At 58.5% G+C, this 3481-nt stretch carries 3 protein-coding genes and 1 tRNA gene; 2 read left to right on the plus strand and 2 right to left on the minus strand.

Going from position 1 to position 3481, the window contains the following annotated elements; all coding sequences use genetic code 11:
* Positions 1-57 precede the first annotated feature (57 nt).
* The gene (locus NZK35_RS34170) at positions 58-1326 is read right to left on the minus strand and encodes a tagaturonate epimerase family protein (RefSeq protein ID WP_259637012.1); all 1269 of its coding nucleotides are present in this window, start codon (positions 1324-1326) and stop codon (positions 58-60) included.
* A gap of 528 nt (positions 1327-1854) precedes the next feature.
* Between NZK35_RS34170 and NZK35_RS34175 the strand changes: the two genes are divergently transcribed.
* Both NZK35_RS34175 and NZK35_RS34180 read left to right on the plus strand, forming a co-directional pair.
* Positions 1855-1925: transfer RNA gene (locus NZK35_RS34175), tRNA-Cys, on the plus strand.
* 98 nt (positions 1926-2023) lie between these two features.
* A complete protein-coding gene (locus tag NZK35_RS34180; RefSeq protein WP_259637013.1) occupies positions 2024-3295 on the plus strand; it encodes a hypothetical protein in 1272 nt (423 codons plus the stop codon).
* On the opposite strand, the gene NZK35_RS34185 is transcribed toward NZK35_RS34180, so the two are convergent.
* Positions 3270-3481, minus strand: a 212-nt coding sequence (locus NZK35_RS34185; protein ID WP_259637014.1) for a hypothetical protein, incomplete at its 5' end; no start/stop codon positions are given. The genes NZK35_RS34180 and NZK35_RS34185 overlap by 26 nt on opposite strands.

The following is a 3481-nucleotide window of genomic DNA, read 5'->3' on the forward strand; positions in this document are numbered from 1 at the left end:
GACATCAGCCGGTTCGCGTCAGCGTCCGGGCGTCGCCGCTGTTACATGCCGCTGCCCCTACATCCCGCTACGCAGGGCGTCGAGATGGCGTCCGAAGTGGTCGTCGAGCACGTCGCGGTAGGTGTCTGGATGGGCGACCAGACAATCGCGGACGACGGCACCCCACTTGGCGTCGGTCAGGACGGATCCGAAGGTGCAGTGCAGGATCTGGCGTCCGGGTTTGGTGAACCCTTTGCCTTCGGGGACGTCCGCCCACATTTCCAGGTATTCGCTTTCCAGCGTTTGGTCGTCGGCTTGATCGGTCGTCGGGGCATCGGCGAGCGTTGCCGAGACGTGATAGGTCGCCTTGTCCGTTTCGTATCGATCGCGTGAGAAATCGATGATGCCGCGGAAGGCATCTGGATCATGGCGAGCGACGACGCGGAGTGCTTCCAGGTAGCTGGTGCCGGCGGTCTTGACGTGGAATTTTCCGGCGGTGGTGCGGGCCAGGGCGGCGTACATCGATACCTTGTCGCTACCGGAATGAAGGCTCAATTTGTACGGGCCCAGCAGATCAGCCACCGCCGCGTGATCGGCCAACGAAGCCTCGAGCGCCGCCAAGTCGCCCTTGAAATCGACGCCTTTTTCGAAGTCGCCGATAAACCGCGGTGCCAAACTGACCAGTTTCATGCCGCCTTGGAGGCACTGATCGGCGATGATGTAGTGTTCCGGCAGAGTGGTCGGCTGATCGGTTTCGTCGACGGAGAGTTCGATTTCGTAATCTTGGCCGGCCTTTTCGTTGACTTGTCGAATGTAGTCACCCAGCTTTAGTGCACGTGCGATGGCGGGGCCGTACTTGACCGCCGCACGCATGCAAGCCTCTTCGTCCAGCTGGATCGTCGATCCGGTGGGCAATTCGATCGACTTGCCCAGATATGAATCGAACCAGGGCGCAGTGTCGCGGTTCGACGAAAACTTTTCTCGGAGCGTCGCTTCGTCGTAATCGTCGGCTTTTTGGTCGACATCGTCGGAGGGATCGATGGTGAAGAACGTGAACCCGGCGGCCGCGGTGATGTCGACGTCCTGATTCACTTTCAAGTGGTCGGCATCGGCTCCGATCGGGCCGTCCCATCCGGCCGCCTCGGCCGCTTGCATCGCGTCGGCCATCACACCCTCGGGTGTTCGCTTGGTTCGCGTCATCTCGCGAATCGATTGCTGGGGAAAGATCGCCGTCATTCCCGCGCCGCAGCGTTTCATCGCGGCGACGTGTCCGGGAGTTGCGAGGCCGGTTCGATCTCCGAATCCGAAGCTGGGTTCAAGCCCGAGGGTCGTGCACTTTTTGGTCATTGCAATCTATTCAGCAGGGGAGGGGGCGATTGGGAATCGTGTCGTGTTTGGGGGCTAGCTTACGGTGGGATTTGGGATCCTTGAAGCACCTGATTGGCAGAGGGTTGGCCGGGGGAAAGCGCCGGCGATGCAAATCACGGTCCAATTCTGGCGAAACATCAACAATGCATCGGTGATCGACACCAAAACCAAGCCGTCAGCAGTAGGCTGGGGAACGGAAAAAATGTGGATTTTCTGACGCTTCTCGCTGAACGCCACCGCATTTGATTCAATACGCCCGTTGGACGACCTGGAACGGGTCAAAAAATTGGGTGGTCAAAAAATGAAGCGTTCACGCTGCGGAAAGAAGCCCCAAATCCGGCGAACTTTTTGAATTCGTCCGATGTCTCTCAAGAGGCCGTGAGAACCGTCCGATACCTCACTTCACGACGAGAGCGATTGTCCCGGTCAGACCCGAAAGGCAAGCTGGACGGATTCGGGCGTTCTTGACGGTTGCGGAAAGTTTTCTTACTCTTTCCGACAGTTGAAGGCGACTTGGCCGAGTGGTTAGGCAGCGGATTGCAAATCCGTCTACAGCAGTTCGAATCTGCTAGTCGCCTCTCTTTGAGAGGTCCGTTCTCGAGACCGGTCGATCTCGCTCAACGGCCCCACGCGAGCTGTTACATTGGTAGCACTACCCCTCTCGCGGAGTGCTCGCATGTGGAATTTGATTTGCCGATGGACAGCCGGCTTGTTCTTGCTCGGCATCCCGGCGGCCGTTGCCGATGAAGTGGTCGACGACGTCGACAAGATTGATGGCTTGGTGTTTCGAGAGCCATTTTCGGGGCTTTCGGCCAGCGAGATTGAATCCAAGCTGATCGTGTTTCTGATCACCGACGAAGATCCATTTCAATGGACGAAGGCCAAGTTGGACACGGCCGACAAAAGTCGCCTCGGCGGGGGACCGGACGTTTGGTGTGGCCCAAATTTTCGACGGTCCTTTCAGAAGTTGTTCGTCAAACGCCCCGACCTGAAGGATCGCTGCATCGCCCAACGTGTCGTCGCGGGATTGCCGGCGAACTTGACTGCAAACGCCCCGCGGTCATTGCCGCCGCGTGCGATCACGGCGATTTGTGATGGGCAATATCGGCTGCTTCATTTCAGCGTCGGTGTGCCCGAACCGGACGATCTGATTCAGATGATCGAGGACGCCGAAGAAAACAAGACGTTGCTGCAGCTCCATCCCGATGATCCCGCCGCCGTTGGGGAAGCGGTCTTGGATCGGACAAACAAACGGGTGCAGCGCGTTTATCGGGAATCACTCGACCGCTTGGCCGAGCCGATGAGCTGGGACGAGTCGTTGGCCGTCGATGATGCCTGGGTTTCCAAGTACGCACGCTTCGTTTCGTCGCTGAATCCGAGTTACCTGTTTGACGTGCGGCTGCGGTTCGAGCTGAGCGATACGAGCGATTTGGTGCGACTGCTGGTGTTGGAACAGCACTGCGAAACGCGTCGGGATTGGTGTGACTCGTTGGCGCCGTACATCGTCGGGCGTCCGATGCGTTCGATCCTGAATCCGCTCGTGGACACCACGTGGGGAATTCCCGCGGTGCTGGAAATCAACAAAGAGGATCATGAAGAGATCTTGAACTGGTTTTCCTCTCGCCGGGAGAACTCATTCGTGGTACTGGCCATCAAGCCGACGCATCTGGACCGCGACATCACTTGGCCACCGCCCAACATCAGTCGCAATCCGCTGGCCAAGCGAAGCTGGAGTGAGTTGGAAACCGTGATGTCCAATCATCCGTTCCGCAGTGTGTCTGCGGAGGAACTGGCCGTGGTGCTTCGCGAGAACAACGAAATGTCAATCAGTCTGCTCGCACCGACGCGGGCCAGATACGTGATTTTTGAGCCTGAGAAGAAGAAGCTGACGGTGATTCGCGAATCGGATTTCCCCGGTAAGTTTATCCATCGGCTGGAGACGAAGTAGCGACGTCCATCGGCTTGGTCGCCCTCGTTACGACGCGGAGCCTGGGAACAAGAAAAGTGGGGTAAGCATCCTGCTTGCCACCCTCGCCACCCTCGCCGGCGTGCTCACGCGGCGGGGGGCGTCGATTGTCTAAGTGGCGGAGTTGATCGTAGCGGAAGTCGTCAATACTTTCGCGAGCCGCCGGCC

The sequence above is a fragment of the Stieleria sedimenti genome (assembly GCF_025060895.1).
Classification (GTDB): domain Bacteria; phylum Planctomycetota; class Planctomycetia; order Pirellulales; family Pirellulaceae; genus Stieleria; species Stieleria sedimenti.